1 protein-coding gene and 1 pseudogene are annotated in these 1,128 nt (G+C 47.2%); both read left to right on the top strand.

The genetic code is table 11. The annotated features are described in order from the left end of the window. Nucleotides 1-793 (top strand): annotated as a pseudogene (locus tag B7X71_RS17485) (hypothetical protein); the annotation flags it as partial. A 9-nt stretch (nt 794-802) separates the two neighbouring features. Next, the gene (locus tag B7X71_RS17480) at nt 803-1,027 is read left to right on the top strand and encodes a hypothetical protein (protein ID WP_293601678.1); all 225 of its coding nucleotides are present in this window, start codon (nt 803-805) and stop codon (nt 1,025-1,027) included. The last annotated feature ends 101 nt before the right edge of the window (nt 1,028-1,128 follow it).

Here is a 1,128-nt window from a genome sequence, read left to right as displayed (position 1 = left end):
GAAGATCGAGCTTGGCGAAGAAGTGGCCGATTTTCAGGGGAAAAAATTGCCACTGGGTTTAGCAATCGCTCTGCTTGAGGATTCTGACGATACGATTGATGTCACGATCAATATTGCTGGTAATGTGGATTCACCTGAGTTCAGTGCGAGTGGTCTGGTGTGGCAGGCAGTCAGCAATGTCTTAACTAATGTTGCCACTGCACCATTTAGAGCCTTAGGTGCGCTCTTAGGAATGGGGGCTAATGAAGGTGTGAATGCGGTTTTGGGCGAGGCTGTGTACTTGCCGCCAAATCAAGATCGTTTAGAAAAATTTGGCGATTTTTTAGTGAAGAAGCCCCATGCCACATTGGAGCTCGTAGGCACTTATGATCCTAATGAAGATAAGCCTGCTTTAGCGAGGGCCATCGCAGATTTAGCCATTCTCAAGTTGGCTGGAATAAATATCTCACCGAATGATCCTATTCCTACGCCTGATTTTTCTGATCCCAAGGTGCAGTCTGGCTTGAAGTCGGCCTATGCTCAATACGTAGGCAGAATTAAATTAGGTCAACGTTTAATTACTCTCCCAGATGGGGCGGGGCGCAATGATCAATTGCATGCGGAGCTGATTACCAGCATTCCCGTGACAGAGGAAGATATGAAGGTCCTGGCTAAAAACCGAGCAAAGCAGGCGCAAAGCTTAATGGTGAAAAGTAGCCCAGAACTAAATGATCGAATTAGCCTAGGTGAGGTCAAAACCGTTAGCGCAGGTAAGGAGGGCATTCCCCTCGAAGTTGAAGTCAGAATCAAGTAGACTTGAGGTATGAATTTACCTATATTCCGCCCCCTAGCCCTTCTTGCCTCTATCGCTGCCATTTCTTTGGCTGGATGCGGTTCCATTGAGTCGGCTGCCCAAGATGACTGCACCTCAATTGGCTGGCAAATCGGCAGTAAAGGTTACAACGACTGCTTCAAGGCGCGTGTTTATGAGCGTAAGCTGGACTACTCCCTCCCACCTGGCGATCAGCCATCCCCATCAGTAATTTAACCTAGGGTTTACCCTGAATAAATTCACTTGAGCGCCGTCAAGGACTTGAGTCTTGAAATAACCCAAAATCATTTGTGATGTTGGGAATTTCCTATATGTAG

The organism is Polynucleobacter sp. 39-46-10, assembly GCF_002282275.1.
The sequence above is the reverse complement of the archived record's forward strand: the minus strand, read 5'-3'. Positions and strand labels throughout refer to the sequence as shown.